Source organism: Bacteroides mucinivorans (genome assembly GCF_034654355.2).
Classification (GTDB): domain Bacteria; phylum Bacteroidota; class Bacteroidia; order Bacteroidales; family Bacteroidaceae; genus Bacteroides; species Bacteroides nordii.
On sequence record NZ_CP178179.1, the window covers coordinates 1,835,558 to 1,852,926 of the forward strand.

At 36.1% G+C, this 17,369-nt stretch carries 18 protein-coding genes, 1 tRNA gene, 1 pseudogene and 1 CRISPR repeat array; of the genes and pseudogenes, 13 read left to right on the forward strand and 7 right to left on the reverse strand.

Going from position 1 to position 17,369, the window contains the following annotated elements; all coding sequences use genetic code 11:
* The first annotated feature begins 194 nt into the window (after nt 1-194).
* The gene (locus VCM39_RS06345) at nt 195-1,031 is read left to right on the forward strand and encodes a 4Fe-4S binding protein (protein WP_221650442.1); all 837 of its coding nucleotides are present in this window, start codon (nt 195-197) and stop codon (nt 1,029-1,031) included.
* A 121-nt stretch (nt 1,032-1,152) separates the two neighbouring features.
* Here VCM39_RS06345 and tilS read toward each other — a convergent pair whose 3' ends face one another.
* Nucleotides 1,153-2,466 (reverse strand): tRNA lysidine(34) synthetase TilS, encoded by a 1,314-nt coding sequence (tilS, locus tag VCM39_RS06350; protein ID WP_322933889.1) that lies wholly within the window; start codon nt 2,464-2,466, stop codon nt 1,153-1,155.
* Between the two features lie 166 nt (nt 2,467-2,632).
* Here tilS and feoB point away from each other — a divergent pair, with 166 nt between their 5' ends.
* From feoB to VCM39_RS06365, 3 genes are all read left to right on the forward strand, one after another.
* Nucleotides 2,633-5,119 (forward strand): ferrous iron transport protein B, encoded by a 2,487-nt coding sequence (feoB, locus tag VCM39_RS06355; protein ID WP_322933890.1) that lies wholly within the window; start codon nt 2,633-2,635, stop codon nt 5,117-5,119.
* Nucleotides 5,116-5,334 (forward strand): hypothetical protein, encoded by a 219-nt coding sequence (locus tag VCM39_RS06360; protein ID WP_007486464.1) that lies wholly within the window; start codon nt 5,116-5,118, stop codon nt 5,332-5,334. Before feoB ends, VCM39_RS06360 begins: the two co-directional genes overlap by 4 nt.
* A 52-nt stretch (nt 5,335-5,386) precedes the next feature.
* Nucleotides 5,387-5,458: transfer RNA gene (locus VCM39_RS06365), tRNA-Cys, on the forward strand.
* A gap of 298 nt (nt 5,459-5,756) precedes the next feature.
* Here VCM39_RS06365 and VCM39_RS06370 read toward each other — a convergent pair.
* The 3 genes and pseudogenes from VCM39_RS06370 to VCM39_RS06380 all read right to left on the reverse strand — a co-directional run bounded on the left by VCM39_RS06370 (nt 5,757) and on the right by VCM39_RS06380 (nt 8,316).
* Entirely contained in the window at nt 5,757-6,074 is a 318-nt protein-coding gene (locus tag VCM39_RS06370; protein ID WP_322933891.1) for a hypothetical protein, read from the reverse strand.
* A 19-nt stretch (nt 6,075-6,093) separates the two neighbouring features.
* Nucleotides 6,094-6,906 (reverse strand): annotated as a pseudogene (locus VCM39_RS06375) (DnaB-like helicase C-terminal domain-containing protein); the annotation flags it as partial.
* Nucleotides 6,907-7,116: 210 nt separating this feature from the next.
* Entirely contained in the window at nt 7,117-8,316 is a 1,200-nt protein-coding gene (locus VCM39_RS06380) for a hypothetical protein (protein WP_322933893.1), read from the reverse strand.
* Nucleotides 8,317-8,623: 307 nt separating this feature from the next.
* Here VCM39_RS06380 and VCM39_RS06385 point away from each other — a divergent pair, with 307 nt between their 5' ends.
* The 5 genes from VCM39_RS06385 (at nt 8,624) to VCM39_RS06405 (ending at nt 13,007) form a co-directional block, all read left to right on the forward strand.
* The gene (locus VCM39_RS06385) at nt 8,624-9,961 is read left to right on the forward strand and encodes a hypothetical protein (RefSeq protein WP_322933894.1); all 1,338 of its coding nucleotides are present in this window, start codon (nt 8,624-8,626) and stop codon (nt 9,959-9,961) included.
* A 6-nt stretch (nt 9,962-9,967) separates the two neighbouring features.
* A complete protein-coding gene (locus VCM39_RS06390; protein ID WP_322933895.1) occupies nt 9,968-10,987 on the forward strand; it encodes an RHS repeat-associated core domain-containing protein in 1,020 nt (339 codons plus the stop codon).
* On the forward strand, nt 10,971-11,174 hold the full coding sequence (locus VCM39_RS06395) for a hypothetical protein (protein WP_278508250.1): 204 nt from the start codon (nt 10,971-10,973) through the stop codon (nt 11,172-11,174). The genes VCM39_RS06390 and VCM39_RS06395 overlap by 17 nt, the downstream gene beginning before the upstream one ends.
* A gap of 552 nt (nt 11,175-11,726) precedes the next feature.
* Nucleotides 11,727-11,999 carry a hypothetical protein gene (locus tag VCM39_RS06400; RefSeq protein ID WP_322933896.1) on the forward strand — a complete coding sequence of 91 codons (273 nt, stop codon included), beginning with the start codon at nt 11,727-11,729 and terminating at the stop codon, nt 11,997-11,999.
* 6 nt (nt 12,000-12,005) lie between these two features.
* Nucleotides 12,006-13,007: a hypothetical protein gene (locus VCM39_RS06405; protein ID WP_322933897.1), complete on the forward strand. Its 1,002-nt coding sequence runs from the start codon at nt 12,006-12,008 to the stop codon at nt 13,005-13,007.
* 573 nt (nt 13,008-13,580) lie between these two features.
* On the opposite strand, the gene VCM39_RS06410 is transcribed toward VCM39_RS06405, so the two are convergent.
* The 3 genes from VCM39_RS06410 to VCM39_RS06420 form a co-directional block, all read right to left on the reverse strand.
* Nucleotides 13,581-13,862: a hypothetical protein gene (locus VCM39_RS06410; RefSeq protein ID WP_322933898.1), complete on the reverse strand. Its 282-nt coding sequence runs from the start codon at nt 13,860-13,862 to the stop codon at nt 13,581-13,583.
* Nucleotides 13,863-14,066: 204 nt separating this feature from the next.
* Nucleotides 14,067-14,393, reverse strand: a complete 327-nt coding sequence (locus tag VCM39_RS06415; RefSeq protein ID WP_007486468.1) for a helix-turn-helix transcriptional regulator — start codon at nt 14,391-14,393, stop codon at nt 14,067-14,069.
* Nucleotides 14,394-14,716: 323 nt separating this feature from the next.
* Complete coding sequence (locus VCM39_RS06420) at nt 14,717-14,920, reverse strand: hypothetical protein (RefSeq protein ID WP_322933899.1); 204 nt, start codon at nt 14,918-14,920, stop codon at nt 14,717-14,719.
* A 167-nt stretch (nt 14,921-15,087) separates the two neighbouring features.
* Here VCM39_RS06420 and VCM39_RS06425 point away from each other — a divergent pair, with 167 nt between their 5' ends.
* The 4 genes from VCM39_RS06425 to VCM39_RS06440 are packed head-to-tail and all read left to right on the forward strand — an operon-like array spanning nt 15,088 to nt 16,636.
* A complete protein-coding gene (locus tag VCM39_RS06425) occupies nt 15,088-15,336 on the forward strand; it encodes a helix-turn-helix domain-containing protein (protein ID WP_025868346.1) in 249 nt (82 codons plus the stop codon).
* Nucleotides 15,337-15,338: 2 nt separating this feature from the next.
* A complete protein-coding gene (locus tag VCM39_RS06430; RefSeq protein ID WP_025868345.1) occupies nt 15,339-16,100 on the forward strand; it encodes a Fic family protein in 762 nt (253 codons plus the stop codon).
* Nucleotides 16,101-16,107: 7 nt separating this feature from the next.
* A complete protein-coding gene (locus VCM39_RS06435) occupies nt 16,108-16,317 on the forward strand; it encodes a hypothetical protein (protein WP_007486473.1) in 210 nt (69 codons plus the stop codon).
* Complete coding sequence (locus VCM39_RS06440; protein ID WP_025868344.1) at nt 16,298-16,636, forward strand: hypothetical protein; 339 nt, start codon at nt 16,298-16,300, stop codon at nt 16,634-16,636. The genes VCM39_RS06435 and VCM39_RS06440 overlap by 20 nt, the downstream gene beginning before the upstream one ends.
* Before the next feature lie 269 nt (nt 16,637-16,905).
* Nucleotides 16,906-17,335: a CRISPR direct-repeat array (repeat unit 36 nt; unit sequence GTTGTGATTAGCTTTCAAATTAGTATCTTTAACAGC).
* Nucleotides 17,336-17,369: the final 34 nt, after the last annotated feature.

Sequence of the window (17,369 nt, forward strand, 5' to 3'; positions counted from 1 at the left end):
GTTATGCGAACATATGCTTTAATTATTATGAATCAGGGATGTTTCTGTTGAATTGGATATCTACCTGTTTCTCTCCTATGAGAGAAGGCAAAGTATTTCAACGGCGCAAAGATAATAAATAATTTTGGTTTCATAAATAAATCATCATTTTTTTCATTTATAAAGTGTATCTTTGTTACTCAAATTATAACATTATGATAATTACTGAAGCTCATCTTATTTATTTTTCACCTACCCATACTTCTAAACAAGTAGGAGAGGCAATTGTTCATGGAACGGGGGCAACAAATGTGTTGACGACGGATTTGACTTTAAAATCGGTTGATGAAATGGAACTTCCTACTTCGGCATTGGCTATTGTTGTTGTCCCGGTATATGGTGGACATGTAGCTCCTTTGGCTATGGAGCGCCTGGAGAATATCCGTGGTACGGATACTCCGGTAGCTTTGGTAGTAGTTTATGGGAATCGTGCCTACGAAAATGCGCTGACGGAGTTGGATGCTTTTGTTTTACTGAATGGCTTTAAAGTAATAGCTGGAGCTACTTTTATTGGAGAGCATTCTTATAGCAGTACTAAATGTCCCATTGCAGCAGGCCGTCCTGATACTCATGATTTAGAGCTTGCCAGAGATTTTGGTAAGAAGTTGAGGGCAAAAGTTGAGGCAGCCTCTTGCCTGGAGACTCTGTATCCGGTTAATCTTCGTTCTATTCCTCGTCCGCAACAACCTTTTTTCCCTTTATTCCGTTTTTTACGTAAAGTAATAAAACTACGTAAGAGTGGGGTACCCTTGCCACGTACTCCGTGGCTGGATGATGAAAGTCTTTGTACGCATTGTGGTACATGCGTACGTCATTGTCCTGTTGGCGCTATTGTAAAAGGAGATGAAGTGCATACGGATGCTGAAAAATGTATTAAGTGCTGTGCCTGTGTCAAATCATGTACACAACAGGCGAGGGTTTATGATACTCCGTTTGCTGTGTTGCTTTCCCAATGTTTTACCCGTCAGAAAGAGCCAAGAACAATCTTGTAATAAGGGTTGCAAAAAGGCTCGAATAATAGATATTGCAAGAGTGTACACTTCTGTCATACAAGAGTGTACACCTTTGTGGTGCAAGGTTGTACATTCTTGTTATACAAAAGTGTACATTCTTTTAAGTGTTGATTATTAGCGGGTTATCTGTTGCTTTCTCACTCATCTTGAATACTGTTACTTTCTTGGTTTTTTCGTCTATCCGGAAGCGATTGTCAGTTCGTTCTCCTACGATCCAGATTATTTTGTCTCCACAACATAATACCCATTGGTTTTCTTTCTGGATAATTGAAAACTTCCTGTCTGTCAGATAATCACTGACTTTCTTTTTGCCTTTCATACCGAAGGGAATAAATATATCTCCCGTTTGCCATTTTCTTAAGTTAAGTTCTCCGATTAGTTTGTCGGTGTCGAAACAGGCAATATGTTTCTCATGGGGAATAATAAAATCTCTTGTGTATTTTTTCTCTTCTTTAATCAGGCAGAAAGGAGGGATTTCTTGCTTTTCTTTCTTGTCGATTAATAATAACTCTCTGTCTTTGACTACTCTCCAGCCGTCTTTACTGATAAACTGTTTTCCGGTTTGCCCTTCCAGCATAGCCAGAATATTTTTTGTTTGTGCTGCATTGAATCCAAGTGGATAGAGTATCTCGAATAATAAAGCTCCTGGTGAAGGCTCTTTTAAAAGGGGGACGATACGGATATTTCCTTTCTCTATAACCCGTTGCTTTCCTTCTTCTATACCTTTATTATATATCCGATTTACATCATTCAGATAATTGCTTGTATCAATAATATGCTCTTTGACTAAAGGATTGATTTCCTGCATCAGTGGCAGTAGGTTTAGACGTATCTTATTGCGTGTATACTCGTCCTGTAGGTTTGTACTGTCCGTCACGTATTCTTGTCCGGCATTTTGCAGGTAGTCTGTAATTTCTTTGCGACTGATGCATAGGAGCGGACGTACAATATCTCCGTTTTTAGGGCGTATTCCTAATAATCCGTTGATACCCGTTCCTCGTATGAGGTTGAGTAATACAGTTTCTACACTATCGTCCTGATGGTGGGCTACAGCGATTACATCCGCTTTGGTTTTCTCTTTTATTTCCGCAAACCATTGATAACGTAGTTCGCGCGCTGCCATTTCTATCGATATTTTCTTTTCAATAGCATATTGTTCTGTTGCAAAATCAATGGTATATAATGGAATTCTCATTGTTTTGCATAACTTTCGGACAAACATTTCGTCCCTGTCTGATTCTGCTCCCCGCAAATGAAAATTACAGTGGGCGGCTTCACAGTCATATCCTAATGTGTGAAGTATACGTAATAGTGCTACCGAATCAGCGCCACCGCTCAATGCTACTATTATCCGGGCATTTAAGGGGAACAACCTCTCATTATCAATATATTGCGCAATCTTTTTTTCTATCATATCGCAAAGATAAACAATGTAGTTAAATTAAGAATTAATAATTAAACATTCTTTTCTATCGCCTGGTGTACTTCCCTGTACGGGAGACGCTATTTAAAAACATTCTAAATAATTTGTCTCCTCGGAACTAATCTGTTATCTTTGCCGAAAATTAAGAGAACAAAGTATGCGTTTGTCCGAATTAAGAACAGGAGAGAAGGGTGTTATCGTTAAAGTACTCGGCCATGGAGGTTTTCGTAAACGTATTGTCGAGATGGGTTTTATTAAAGGTAAGACCGTAGAAGTGCTACTCAATGCCCCTTTGAAAGATCCCATTAAATATAAAGTATTAGGTTATGAAATTTCGCTTCGTCGGCAAGAAGCTGAGATGATCGAAATTATAAGTGAACAAGAAGCGGCAGAACAGGCACAGCGACAAGAGAATTATCACCAGAGTATCAGTGAGAATATTCATCCGGGTGAAGAGGAATTGAAGCGTCTGGCCCTTGGTAAGCGAAGAACAATCAATGTTGCGTTGGTTGGTAATCCGAACTGTGGAAAAACCTCTTTGTTTAATCTTGCATCCGGTGCCCATGAGCATGTTGGCAACTATAGTGGGGTGACTGTCGATGCAAAAGAAGGTTATTTCAACTTTGAAGGTTATCATTTTAAAATAGTCGACCTTCCCGGTACTTATTCACTTTCGGCATATACACCGGAGGAAATATATGTACGTCGTCATATTATTGACGAAACTCCCGATGTAATTATTAACGTTGTAGATTCTTCCAACCTGGAACGTAATCTTTATCTTACGACTCAGCTTATCGATATGAATGTCCGTATGGTAATTGCTCTTAATATGTATGACGAGCTTGAAGCCAGTGGCAATACCCTCGATTATCGTCTGTTGAGTAAACTATTCGGCGTACCTATGGTTCCCACTGTTTGTAAGAGGAATTTAGGTATTGATCATCTGTTTCATGTGATTATTAATCTTTATGAAGGGGGGGATTTCTTTGATAAAAATGGTAATATTAATCCTGAGGTAGTTAAAGAATTGCAGGATTGGCATCGTACGCATGTCGATGAAACTCATCATGAGGAACATCTTGAAGATTATATTCATCCTCATAAATCGGGTGAACGTGTTTTCCGCCATATACATATCAATCATGGGCCCGATCTGGAAAAGGCCATTGATGCGGTAAAAGAGGAGATTTCAAAAAATGAAGCCATCCGGTCTAAATATTCTACCCGTTTTCTTGCAATCAAACTTTTAGAGAATGATCCGGATGTTGAACGGATTATCCGAACCTTGCCCAATGCAGAAGAGATTATCCGTATACGCGAAAAAGCGGCGAAACGTGTGATGACTGCATTGAATGAGGATAGTGAATCTGCTATAACCGATGCTAAGTATGGTTTTATCAGTGGTGCACTGAAAGAAACCTTCACAGATAACCACCAGGAAAAGGCACAGATGACGAAAGTGCTTGATTCTATTGTGACACATCGTATATGGGGGTATCCAATCTTTTTCCTTTTCATGTATATCATGTTTGAGGGTACGTTTGTACTTGGAGAGTATCCGATGATGGGGATTGAGTGGTTGGTAGAGGCATTAGGAAATCTTATAAATAATAACATGTCCGAAGGTCCGTTGAAAGACATGTTGGTCGATGGTATTGTAGGTGGAGTAGGAGGAGTTATTGTTTTCCTGCCTAATATTCTTATTCTCTATTTCTTTATCTCTCTGATGGAAGATTCCGGATATATGGCTCGTGCAGCTTTTATTATGGATAAGATAATGCATAAGATGGGACTTCATGGTAAATCGTTTATTCCTCTGATTATGGGATTCGGGTGTAATGTGCCTGCTATTATGGCCTCTCGTACCATTGAGAACCGGAAGAGCCGTCTTGTTACCATGCTTGTTAACCCATTGATGTCGTGTAGTGCTCGTCTCCCTATTTATCTACTGTTGGTGGGTGCATTCTTTCCGAACAATGCGGGGCTGGTATTGTTTTCTATCTATTGTATTGGCATATTGTTGGCAGTGTTATTGGCACGTCTGTTCAGTAAGTTTCTGGTTAAAGGAGATGATACCCCGTTTGTGATGGAATTACCGCCGTATCGTATGCCAACTATGAAATCTATTTTCCGGCATACCTGGGATAAAGGCGAACAATATCTTCGTAAAATGGGAGGAATTATTATGATTGCATCCGTTGTTATCTGGTTCCTGGGATATTATCCCAATCACGATGCCTATGAAACCGTAGCCGAACAACAGGAAAATTCTTATATCGGGCGGATTGGAAAAGCCATTGAACCTGTTATCGAACCTATGGGTTTTGATTGGAAATTAGGTATTGGACTGATTTCCGGAGTTGGTGCAAAGGAGTTGGTTGTTAGTACGCTTGGTGTACTTTATACAAATGATGCTAATGTGGATGATACCACTTTGGGCGAACGAATCCCTATTACGCCATTTGTAGCTTTCTGCTATATGTTGTTTGTACTGATATATTTCCCATGTATTGCTACATTTGCAGCTATTAAGCAAGAGTCTGGAAGTTGGAAATGGGCATTTTTCACAGCCGGATATACGACTGTGTTAGCATGGGTATTAACTTTTGCTGTTTATCAGATAGGAGGATTATTTTTATGACTTTGAACTGGCAGGAATGCGTTGTTGCTGTATTATTAGTTCTTTGTGTGATTCGCATTGTGTATGGAATTTATAATTTTTTTCGTCGCACGAAAAATAATGAGAATCCTTGTGCAAACTGTGCAAGTGGCTGTGAATTAAAGCGTCAGCTTGAAAAGAAACAACAGGAATGTAAAGAAACCAAAAGTCGTCCAAAGAAAAATTGCTGCGGATAGTTTGGAGATTTGAAAATTAGTATTACCTTTGCAACCGCAAACGAGGAAATAAGGTTCCTTGGATGAGTGGCTTAGTCAGCGGTCTGCAAAACCGTGTACGGCGGTTCGAATCCGCCAGGAACCTCAACTATTACTCTAAAGCCCTTGAAAGTCAAGTACTTTCAAGGGCTTGTTTTTTATGGAGACCGTTTCGGGGACCACTTGAAAATTTGAGAATATTCTCCAATATTTCTTTTGATTATTTTTAGGATTCAGTTTACAGTGGAAGCACAAATGATTTAAAGTGATTTGCCATTCAAGAATCTCGTAGTCCTTAAGTGTTCTTTCTATTATATGTGATTTATATGAAGAAATATAGATTGAGGGGATTGTGTACCCCCTCTTCTATGGAAGACCAGCTAAGAGACCATAACTAATGTAGTTTAATTTGGTGCTATAATTAAGTAACCTGCCAAATCTTCCGGTTCATCATTCTTGGGTGCTTCATTTATAATATCCCAAACTAATGTTTTACCTACAATTGATTGTATAAAGCTAGCAAGGTTATATATATCCTCTAATTCTAATTTGCAGTCTATATTCCCAATAAATAGTAATGTACACTCTTTGTTTGCTTCCAGTTTGATAGAGTTACTAATTAATTGGCGAATAACCTCAATAGACAAATCAGAGAAGTTTAGTGACAAGATTATACTTTCACTATCTCTAATAACCTTAAACTTAAAAGACTTTACTCTCATTGTAGCTTTCTTTCTAATGGATTATGTTATCAGCTATGTTATCAAAACGTGCAAATTGACTGGAAAATTTTAATAGAGTATTTCCCGTCTTTCCATTACGATTTTTAGCAACTATGATTTCAGCCATACCGTGCAAATCATTTCCTTTTTCATCTTGGTATATTTTGTAATATTCGGGACGATGGATAAAGCAAATCATATCTGCATCTTGCTCAATAGTTCTGGATTCTCGTAGATCACTTAATTGAGGACGTTTTCCCTCAATGCCTTCACGTGATTCTTTACCACGATTTAACTGTGAGAAAGCTATAATAGGAATATTCAATTCCATAGCCAATGCTTTGAGTGAACGAGTAATTACGCTAACCTCTTCTTCACGATTGCTATAACTCATGCCACTTGCATTCATCAGTTGGAGATAGTCAATGATAATTAGCTTAACTTTATGTTCTCGTACAAGGCGAGATGCCTTAGTGCGAAGTTCTTGTATAGATAACGCTGGTGTATCATCCAGAAAGATAGGTGCATCTTCTATAATTTTTTCTGCATCATCCAATAAGGCTTGTTCTTTCTCACTATACAATTCTGCATGATTTATTTCCACGTTGCTTACATTTGATAAAAAACGATTCATGAATTGAACAGTGGACATTTCGAGGCTAAAGTAAGCAATAGGGGTTCTATTAAGGATGGCGATATTTCTCACCAAGGATATTGCCAATGCTGTTTTTCCCATTGCTGGGCGTCCACCAATCACAATTAATTCTCCTTTTTTCCATCCGAATGTAATTTTATCCAATTCAGTGAAACCGGATTGTATGGCTCTCTCACCTACATACTCATATTTGAATATACCCAATTTTTTCATATTCTTTTTCTTATTTAGTCTTAGTGTGAGCAAAGTAACTAAGACATATACGTCATTTTACGACGTAACTCTCGAAAAAAAGAAACCGCTACAACTTGACATTATAGCGGTTCTTGTTCGTAGTTAGTATGTAATACTTTGATTTATATTTCATTACATGAGAACAAATGTTTTTTATTCCACATCATTATTCAAGAAAATATCCAATTTAGCTTCGGAAGTCTCTGCTTTTTTAAATAATTTCTCAATAGGAGTAATTTTCTTGCTATACCATTTCCTCATTTTGGAACTAACAGTTGCATACTGTTGGAGTATAGCCAACGTCTCGCTCAAGTTTTTACCCTCCAAGCTTAAAGTAAGGTATTTAGTTGTTGCAAGATATGCATTGTAAGCATTCTTGTGTATTTTGGGCACATTATCTTTATACCCTTGTTGACCTCTATAATAAGTGTAAGAACATTCCACGCATTGTAAGTCATCTGAAATCTGTTCTACTATTTTTTTCATCATAGATAAAGTATCATACTTCTGCATGAAGTCTCGACTGATTTTATCAATGTATTCACTTATCAATTTTATCGATTTATAATATTTCCCATCGTTTTCTTTAATCCCTCTTTCCGTATATTCATTGCGTAGACGAATAACATCATCTAATTCTTTTTTATGCATTTTAACCGCAGTCTCTAAAGCCGAGGATTTTCCACTACTCTCATATAATCCTTTTCTACAATATACTACGTCAGGACGAACAAACTCCATTTCTTTTATATTCATGGAAACTTTTGTAGGGAGAATTTCTTGCAGCTTGTTATATAAGGAATCATACTGAAGTTCTAATAGCTTTTCTTTTCTTAATTGCTCCACATCATTTCCATTTTGATCTACTATCTTCTTAGAATATACTTCGTTATCTTTATATAAAGATACCTCATAATATTCATTTCCTGCTTCTCTCAGAACTTTTATAGATTTGGTTAAAGCACCATTATCATAACATTCTATCACATCTGTGCTTAGGTTCTCTTTTTGTGTGATAGTTTTGCCATCTTCCGCATAAAACGAAATGATATTATCATCTAGTTTCTCAATTAATATGCCCGTTTCGCTATATCTGGTATACTGAATTGGAGTTTTTATATTTCCATAGTTTCCCGGTGTCACTTGAAGTATTCCTTTGTATTCTATTTGTCCGTTTTGAAACCAGTTTGTGTTATATTGTTTGTCATCTACTAATTTTGCATGGCTTTTCTTTTGCCCTCTATTTTTGGCATCCGTGTAGTAGGATGTTTTCTCTATCATTTCATCTTCCTTATATATACATTCTTCCAAGAGATAGTGCCCACTACTTCCCAAATTATAATTCTTTTCCACTCCGCTCTTTTTCCCATTTAGATAGTTTGTGGATTTAGAAATATATTTTTCGGGTGTTCCGAAATATTCGATACATGATGGTTATGTGATTATTGTTCTAAAAAAAGTAATGAAGACAAAATTAGCTACTACAAGGCATTGGAAAAGTCGCATACGGACACTTAACAGAAGATTTCCAAACGTTAGTTGTTGAAGCTGAAATAACCTCTTTGCAGAAATATTTGTCTATCATGCTTGAAATAACAGCTGATTCTTATGATGAATTAACAAAAAACGCTATCTTTGAAAATGCTTTTAAGATGATGCTATGCCTATGATTGTTTCACATGAAATAATATATTGGAGTATTATATTAATTTCGATATTCCAAATGAGTTCGGTACTCGGACAAACAAGTGTGGTACCTCATTTTCCTCATTTTCAAATGAATCGATATGATAATCTCTATCAAGCACCTCAACCGACAATTCCAAATTCTCCATCGTCTTTTCAAAATATTTTTATCCAAAAGCAAAATGAACTCTTTGTGCGTGAAGTTGAAGAAAATGAGCGTAAAAGGGCTGTAGCTAATCGCCAGCATATTGTTCGGGAATATCTAAAATCTGACTCAATTCCTTTACCGGACTTTTCAGCCACTTCTGGTACGGAATGCTTTCATAGTGCGCGCAAAGAAATTCTTGGAATGCTTGAAGGTAAAAATGCAATGAGTTTGAAACGTGCTGTATTTGTTACAGAAAATGCTTTTTTTCAGAATAAAATGAAATATGAAGAGTTTGATGCGGCTATTCAGAATCTAAAACATATTTGCCAGTTGAAGATGCAAGAGCAGAAACTTGACGAGAACGATGAATTGGCAAAGTTGATGATGGTTTTTCGTGTTTTGTCAGAGGTCATAGAAGTTAAAGAACCCAGCAGTGAGAAAATGATTGTTCACTATCCGATAAAATATGATTTTGACGATTATAGGGCTGAAGTCAATACGAGTAATTATATGGTATCTAAACTCTTAAACCAAAATACCGGACAGTGTCATTCGATGCCTTTATTATTTCTTATTCTTGCGGAAGAGATGAATACGGAAGCTTTCTGGTGTTTCTCTCCGAGTCATTCTTTTATAAAATTCAAAGACAAGCAAAACCGTTGGTATAACATAGAACTCACTCAAAGTGCTGTTGTCACAGATGATTTCTATATGAATAGTGGCTTTATAAAATCTAAAGCTATTCAAACGGGCATTTACCTAAATCCTCAAACTACAAAACAAACGATTGCCCACATGCTTAATGATTTGTCATATTATTATATATCACGTTACGGGTATGATCGTTTTGTGGAAGAAAATAGTAATTTGGTATTTTATTATGCTCCTTCCGATTTGACTACCTACCAAATGCATGCAAATGTTTGTACGGCACAGGCCATGTATGTCATTGATGTTTGCGGCAGACCTTCCAAAGAGCAGTTACCGGAATATCCACAGGCCTATAAACTATTTAAGCGAATGCTTCAATCTTATGAGAAAATAGACAGTCTTGGTTATGAAGAAATGCCCACTGAAATGTATTACAATTGGCTAAAGCAAGTAGATAAGGCTAAGACATTGCCGGAAAATCAACCTTCACCGATCATCCAATTCAAAAAATAAATGTATATGAGACGAATTACCGCTTTCTTGTTATTTCTGCTTATCTTACTGACGGGATATGCTCAGAATCCTTTTGCTGCTTACGGCTATGAACCTACGATGGCTACATTGAGTAATGGTCGTTTTGATGAATTTCATGATAAGAATCGAATTGTAGAGATTGGTTCTATCAAGTTTGATACAGAAACGAATAAAATAGTAGGGCTGGTTGGAGCGGACACTTTGGATTCTGTTATGGATGTTCAAACGGTCAGCCGCTTTATTTCCATTGATCCTCATGCTGAAAGGTATTATTCAATAAGTCCGTATGCATATTGCAATAATAATCCGGTGAATTATGTTGATCCTGATGGAAGAGATTGGTATCGGCACAATGAAAATGGAAGTTATTACTGGCAAGAAGGACATGACGAATTGGAAGGTTATACGAATGTTGGCTCTTCTGTTTCCATTCAATTAGGTGATGATTCGTATTTTAATGCTTACCAAAATGCAGGTGTAATGGCAAATCAAGCAGTAAATGCTTTTGGTTTGATATCTTCCAGCGCAAAGCTACAGAATCAGTTTTTAGGAAAAAATAGTCCTTTATCGGAAAACTCTAAGTCTGAATTGTTTAATGGATTGGTTAATCAAGAGACGAATGAAATAGGACTAAAAGTTGGACAGGCTTTGTGGGGATTAACAGCTTCTGAATTTGTTGGTGGAGTTGGAGGACGTTTTTTAAGTAAATTGTTTAACAAATTTGCTGCTGACGCTATTCAGACAACTGCTCATGGGGCTGAAAGAATAGCAGGGGCTGCTGCAACAAGGGGGGGAGTTCTTACTGCAAATGGGATCCGAGCTACAAAAACGATGGGTAAGGCATTTTCGCAATCAGATGGAGCAACTGTATATCTACATGAAATTAGTTCAGGACGATTTAATGCGGTTGTTTTGAATGCTGATGGTAAGGTTATAACAACGATGAGTAATTGGTCACAAAAATCAATAAATAGAATAGCTAAGAATTATGGATGGAACTTATGATAAAGATGGAATGGAGGTAATCTGTTGTTTTTGTGGGAAGTCATTACCTTATCATAAAGCAATGGTAATAAATGTGCAGAGCAACGTAAATAGTGAAGAAGTTCAACAATTGTTTTGCCATAGAAATCATTTTAAAGAGAGATTAGATAAATCAATTTCACTATATATAGATATTGATGAAAATTAGATAAAATTTTCTCAGATGAATTATTCCTGTTTTTTGTAATTTTCTTGATATTATAAGGAATGGCTTCATTTAGTCGAAGCATACCATATTCTGTAGTTAAAAATGTTTTTAAATATGGAGTAGTGACAATGGAAAGAACAGTAGCGTAAGTCGTAAGGACTTTTGAGAATTTTAGAATAATCGCCAATAGAGAAGGAACTCGTGTTATATCTGTAATTAAATTAGGACATTAAATGTTATTTAACAAATATCAATCTAAGCTTTGGTGCAGGATGCTCAACTTTATAAGAGCTTTCCATAATGGGGAATTATCATATTGTGATCTTGTGTATAGTCTAGGGGGCTTGGGATGCTGGGGAATTTAAAAATGAAAGAATGATTGAGCATTTGACTATTGGATCCCTTTGGAGAATTGGAGTGTTATAAAAGGAAATAGTGTAACTGTTGAAGATGTTAATCAAAATCTATCTGATATGGAGTCTTTTTTAAAAAGAGTTCTTCTAGAAGATCAGAATAGGCAGATTGGGTAAGTTTATATTAGATGATAAAAATATGGATGAAATTTATGAAGAAATTAATAACATTTTGGCAAAATGGAATCCTATTGGAGTTTGTGAAGATATAGCATTGGATGAATATGGAGGGTATATTCCTGTGATAGTTCATTTTCTTCAAAATCGTCAAGAATTAATGGAATATTTAGAGAAAATACTGATAGATGATATGGGACTAAATTATGATTCATACAATGAAAAACACTTTGATAACTTACAAAAAGTTTGTGATAATTTGATGAAAATCTATCGGAATCGAAAGAAACAATAATGATTAATGAAAAGAGGAATTCTAATATTCTTTTTACTTATTGCAAACCACCTGTTTGCACAAGTAGGCAATTTCTATCGGATGAGTTATGATAGCATTGACTCGATGTTGGTTAATAGGAAAACCTTAAATCTAAAAGAAGCTATATTTGCAGTTGAAAATGCATATTTTGATGGAGAGCTAAATCGTGAAGATTTTGAGTATAGATTGCAGCAATTTGTTTCTTTTACCCAACTGCTTTCCGCAAATAACCTGATCAGCTATAATCATGCCGATTTTCATTCTGTAAATGTCCATGCTGCTATCTATCGAATGATGACGGATACAATTCCTGTAGCTGTTTCAGATACTACATTGCTATATCATTTGCCATTTCAATATAATTTCGATGACTATGCCGGAAGTAAAGAATGGAGCAATATGTTTGTTTCTATTTTAATGTCTACTCACGAGGGGAATTGTCATTCTTTACCTCTATTTTATAAATTGTTGACAGAAGAGTTGGGGGAAAGATCATGGTTGGCATTAGCCCCTAATCATGCTTATATAAAACTACATAATGAGGCTGATGGATGGTATAACGTGGAATTGACTTCCGGTCAGTTTCCTACTGATGTATGGATAAAAGCTTCTGGGTATATCCATACTGATGCTATCCGAAGTGGCGTTTATATGGATACGCTTTCCTTAAAGTCTACGGTTGCTATTTGTATGACAGACTTGGCAGAAGGTTATAAACACAAATTCTCATCGGATTATGATCCTGAATTTATACTGAAATGTTGTAATTGTACATTGGAGGCGTTTCCCAACTATATCAATGCGCTGTTACTCAAAGCTGAAACATTACTTGAAATTTTTACGAGAACTAAAGACGAGGAACTCTATCGGGATGTGGAGAAACTTTACACATATATTCACCAGCTAGGTTATCGTAAAATGCCGGATAAAATGTATTTGGAATGGTTACAGTCATTAAGAGGATGCTCTGGTGCATTTTATAAGTAGGGACCAATATAGAGACCACTTTGGTGATACACTATGAAACTTCATGTTATTTAACGGGATATGAAAACTAATTTATTAATCTGAGTTGAAGGAGTAATAGGTTTTATAGCATATCATTAGAAAACGGTATTTAGTGACCGCCAGGAACCTCAAGCAGTCCTTTCAGATGATTTCTGAGGGGGCTTTTCTTTTAAAGTGGGTAAAAATGTTCCCACTTTGTTCCCGCCTTTTTCAATTGTTCCTAATAGTACATTTATACTATCCGGTTTCTGCCGGAGGGGGATTCAGCAGACGAAAGCAGTATTTGATAACGCTTGTTCTCCCGGTTTCCCATGTACGCACGCATACGTATAATGGTTCAGATTCTTTAGGTCTCTTTGCGCACGTGTGCGTATGGATCGTCACCTTTGTACCATAGGACTGTGTGAAAGTGTGTGATTCTTTCTATAGACTGTCCAATTATGACCAATTTTTTTCGTGCGTATATGCGCATACGTACGTGGACACTTCATTTAATTCACTTTATTGTGCCTATACACCCATACACTAAATATTCAATTAGTATGTGATGGATCATTGCTTTTTCTTTTTCCTCGGTTTTCTATATTTTACCACAACATATCTAAGCACATCAGCCGCATTACAGAACCACTTTCCATTCTGCTTATTGCTTGGTTTATCACTCCGGATTTTACCTTCTTCTATTAACTTAAGAAGGCGGCCCAATCCACCAACCATGCTCGCAGCTTTTCGTTGTCCAAAAGTCTCTCTATCCATAACAATAAGAATATTCGCTAACTTAAATTCGGCTGATTCGTCATAAGAAATAAAGTGCTTCAAGGACTGATTTATCATGATCTATTGTAATTATTTATAATAAAGCTCTATAAAAATAGCAATCCATATTAATATATTCTGCAAATAATGGATAATTTAGCTCTATACTTTTTTGTTTATCCTGGCAAGGTATATAAGCTCTTTATCACCTTGCTTTATCAAACAAAAAGAGACTGACTTTTTGCCAACCTCTTGTAATTTGAACTGATAAGCATTGAACTCCTAAATAGCTTTTGTTTGGCATGAATTCACGATAAACATTTGTTGGATGTCATCAATACTAATCTGTGATTCTTCATAAAGTGGATTGAGTGGGAATATTGTAATATGTCTATCGTTAATACTTGAAATACGCCTTACTGTATATCCGTTACCAATCTTTATCACATAATCATTTCCTATCTTCACGTCTTGTATATTAACCTCATCACATCGCAAATAGTCACCATTAGCAAAGCTCCATTTTGAACCGTTATTCATGCTGTCGCCTATCATTCGGAAGGCAAAAGTAAATTCTGATACTTCATCAATTTCTTTTCTTGTTTCCATTTCGTTTTTGTAGTCTTAGTGATGGATATCCCACCAAATTAATAATATCAATAAAATAAATTTTCTCCGTCTTTTCTATACAGGTAGTACCCACTAACGAGGTTACCAAGTATTATAATTATCTCTATCATGGTTCAATCTCCACAATAAGAGCCACAGCCGTAACCCATCGAACGACTAATACGATTTTGATACTCAGCATAAGAGATGTCCGCTTTGCGTGCTGCGATCTCGTCTCTCATGCGTTGTGCTTTGGCTTCTGCTTCACGTTTGATACGTTGTGCTTCCTGTTCTGCAGTAAAAAGAATAGAGCGAATTGCAGCCTATTCCCGTGCTTCCTGTTCCTTTGCCTCCTGAGCTTCTTTCTCTGTATCTATAGCCTTGATACTCTCTGTTACTTGAACGTTGAATTTAGCCATTTTCCAGCTTTTGCGGAGTGCATCGGAGAATGTCGGGTACTTTGCACGTGCATTGTTATACAAGTTGTGTACTCTTTTCATTATTTGGGATAAGTTGTATCGTTTCATATCCGTAATGTTTTATGTTTTGTTTATGATGCAAATGTAATATATAGCGGTACATTAATCTAAATAGAAAGAAATATTTAACATTACTTTAACTGAGAAATGTACCGTAAAAACATTATATTTAATAATAATTCTTATATTTGTACCGTAAACTAAAACATTACGATATGGATTTAAGAATAAAGGAAGTTATAAAAGAAAAAGGCATGACCATAACAGAGCTTGCCGATAAGATGGGAATAAATAGAGTAAATCTGTCTAATATGGTTAATGGTAACCCAACGGTCGAAACATTAAACAAAATAGCGGATGCTTTGGAAGTTTCGGTTACTGAACTCTTTGAGCAATCCAAGACCGGAACCGCCTCTTTGTCCTGTCCTCACTGTGGAAAGAGTATCAATATCAAAGCTGAATGACCATGAATGAAGAAATGAAACAACTATTGAATGAAGTTGATACACTCAAAATACAATTATCAGCTTTGCGTCCGCTCCCTGAAGAAGCACTGAAAAAGATTCAGGATGCTTTGGATATTGAATATACTTACGAAAGCAACCGTATAGAGGGTAACACCCTTACTTTGCAAGAGACTGCCCTTGTTGTAAATGAAGGGGTAACCATATCAGGCAAATCCATGCGTGAGCACTTAGAAGCAATTAATCATGCGGAAGCAATAGACTACATTAAAGACATTGCGAAAAAGGATATAGAGATAAGCGAACATACCATTAAAGAAATACACGCCCTTATTCTTCATGGCATAGATCGTGAGAATGCCGGAAAGTATCGTACTGTCCCTGTTATGATTTCAGGTAGTACACATATGCCACCCCAACCTTATTTGATAGAGAAGCAAATGGAAGACTTTATTATCAAGTTTCAGCAGATGGAAAAAGAAAAGATTCATCCGGTTCTTATTGCTACCTATCTCCATGATGAACTTGTACGCATCCATCCGTTTATTGACGGTAACGGACGTACTTCCCGTCTATTGATGAATCTATATCTCTTACGTAATGGTTATACCCTTATCACATTAAAAGGCAGTAATGAAGCCAAAATAAGCTATTACAGGGCTTTAGAGAAATCGCATACAGAAAATAAACCGGAAGACTTTCGAAAACTTGTTGCTGAGGCTGAAAAAGAGTCTTTGTTACGGTACTTAACTATTATGGAATAGTTGAAATATGAAAAAAGTAAATAAAATTTCATGGAGAGCAAAGACTTTCTGTGAATGGTATGGATACGATGTAAACAAGGTTAGAAATTGTATGAAATTACCAGAATTTGAACTTCTTAAATGTGAAACTACTCAGGAAATTAAAGCTGCAGGAGTAACCAAAGATACTCCATATATGATAAACAACCCTTTACATTATGAAATCTCTAAAGAATAAGGCAAGAATGGATGCAATAATTGTATTTATATCAAAGGATATAGAAAGTATTGAATCAATTTTAAATTTTGGAATTAAAACTTACTATAAATGTAAGGATGAATATATATATTATAAAAAATATCCTCAAATAAGGATGGCAAAAGATGCATTAACTTTGGATTTACTTAAACTGAATTTAATATCTGAGGACTTACAAAAAGAGATAAGAAAAGGCAAAAAGCGTTGGTTCTCAGTGAATGGTGTCGATGTAAGTATTAGGGTTGAAAACGAACTAAAACACATGGAGCGTCTATGTAAAACACTTCCATGTTTTTAAAGATACGTAAAAAGTAACTGTGTGCTATTGATTTAGATGTTTTATGCCACATAACTTAAATTATTTAGGCTATGCCTTTTTTTATAGCAGTCCCAAAAGTTTCATTTTCCGGTATAGTTTTAGTTACCATTTAAGTTTCCTCAAGTAACTAAAGAGGTAACATAAAAAACATACCTCTTTTGAGGTATCGGTAAGCCTCATCACGCACGTGTGTAATGATTATTAAAAAATCTTCCGGAACAGGTGTATGTATACTCTTCAGTTTTTTTGTTGTGATTAGCTTTCAAATTAGTATCTTTAACAGCATAAGCCATAAGTTTTCAGCATCGGATCGCGTTGTGATTAGCTTTCAAATTAGTATCTTTAACAGCAAAAGAGCAGAAGTACCAGGAACAGGAACGGTTGTGATTAGCTTTCAAATTAGTATCTTTAACAGCGTAACGTAAAGTGTTCACTTCCGGTAAGTTGTTGTGATTAGCTTTCAAATTAGTATCTTTAACAGCTACTTGATCGTGTGAGTTGCTGGTGTTGTGTTGTGATTAGCTTTCAAATTAGTATCTTTAACAGCTGAGAATCCGGGAGTCGGTTGTTATCTTTTGTTGTGATTAGCTTTCAAATTAGTATCTTTAACAGCGACCTCCTTGCCTGGAATGTTGCCATGAAGTTGTGATTAGCTTTCAAATTAGTATCTTTAACAGCACTAACTTCGGTAAGTGCTGTTTTTAAGTAGTTT

What these genes read in the sequence shown, in the direction of transcription:
- feoB (WP_322933890.1), top strand. Translation starts at nt 2,633, where the DNA reads ATGCGTTTGTCCGAATTAAGAACAGGAGAGAAGGGTGTTATCGTTAAA.
- VCM39_RS06405 (WP_322933897.1), top strand. Translation starts at nt 12,006, where the DNA reads ATGAAAAGAGGAATTCTAATATTCTTTTTACTTATTGCAAACCACCTG.
- VCM39_RS06415 (WP_007486468.1), bottom strand. Translation starts at nt 14,393, where the DNA reads ATGGAAACAAGAAAAGAAATTGATGAAGTATCAGAATTTACTTTTGCC.
- VCM39_RS06360 (WP_007486464.1), top strand. Translation starts at nt 5,116, where the DNA reads ATGACTTTGAACTGGCAGGAATGCGTTGTTGCTGTATTATTAGTTCTT.
- VCM39_RS06435 (WP_007486473.1), top strand. Translation starts at nt 16,108, where the DNA reads ATGAAAAAAGTAAATAAAATTTCATGGAGAGCAAAGACTTTCTGTGAA.
- VCM39_RS06385 (WP_322933894.1), top strand. Translation starts at nt 8,624, where the DNA reads ATGCCTATGATTGTTTCACATGAAATAATATATTGGAGTATTATATTA.
- VCM39_RS06430 (WP_025868345.1), top strand. Translation starts at nt 15,339, where the DNA reads ATGAATGAAGAAATGAAACAACTATTGAATGAAGTTGATACACTCAAA.
- VCM39_RS06410 (WP_322933898.1), bottom strand. Translation starts at nt 13,862, where the DNA reads ATGATAAATCAGTCCTTGAAGCACTTTATTTCTTATGACGAATCAGCC.
- VCM39_RS06420 (WP_322933899.1), bottom strand. Translation starts at nt 14,920, where the DNA reads ATGAAACGATACAACTTATCCCAAATAATGAAAAGAGTACACAACTTG.
- VCM39_RS06440 (WP_025868344.1), top strand. Translation starts at nt 16,298, where the DNA reads ATGAAATCTCTAAAGAATAAGGCAAGAATGGATGCAATAATTGTATTT.
- VCM39_RS06395 (WP_278508250.1), top strand. Translation starts at nt 10,971, where the DNA reads ATGGATGGAACTTATGATAAAGATGGAATGGAGGTAATCTGTTGTTTT.
- tilS (WP_322933889.1), bottom strand. Translation starts at nt 2,466, where the DNA reads ATGATAGAAAAAAAGATTGCGCAATATATTGATAATGAGAGGTTGTTC.
- VCM39_RS06425 (WP_025868346.1), top strand. Translation starts at nt 15,088, where the DNA reads ATGGATTTAAGAATAAAGGAAGTTATAAAAGAAAAAGGCATGACCATA.
- VCM39_RS06400 (WP_322933896.1), top strand. Translation starts at nt 11,727, where the DNA reads ATGGATGAAATTTATGAAGAAATTAATAACATTTTGGCAAAATGGAAT.
- VCM39_RS06370 (WP_322933891.1), bottom strand. Translation starts at nt 6,074, where the DNA reads ATGAGAGTAAAGTCTTTTAAGTTTAAGGTTATTAGAGATAGTGAAAGT.
- VCM39_RS06345 (WP_221650442.1), top strand. Translation starts at nt 195, where the DNA reads ATGATAATTACTGAAGCTCATCTTATTTATTTTTCACCTACCCATACT.
- VCM39_RS06390 (WP_322933895.1), top strand. Translation starts at nt 9,968, where the DNA reads ATGAGACGAATTACCGCTTTCTTGTTATTTCTGCTTATCTTACTGACG.